Source organism: Methylophaga sp. UBA5088 (genome assembly GCF_002414625.1).
In the GTDB taxonomy this organism is placed as follows: domain Bacteria; phylum Pseudomonadota; class Gammaproteobacteria; order Nitrosococcales; family Methylophagaceae; genus Methylophaga; species Methylophaga marina.
The window spans coordinates 900-1,128 of the sequence record NZ_DIAC01000111.1 but is presented as its reverse complement, the minus strand read 5'-3'; positions in this window follow the sequence as shown (position 1 = coordinate 1,128).

Here is a 229-nt window from a genome sequence, read left to right as displayed (position 1 = left end):
CCATATTTTGGGTTTTCATCCGCAGCAAATAATTGTGACGGCATACCAACAGCTAGCACGAGTCCGCTTAATGCGAAGCCCTTGAGAAGTTTACGTCGACTCACATTGGCTATTTCAGGAAGATCAAAATGATTCATTATTTACCCCCCTGTTGCGCTGCTTGCTTAATTGCTTCGCGTATCCGCGTATAGGTACCACAACGACAAATATTGCCACTCATGGCAGTGTC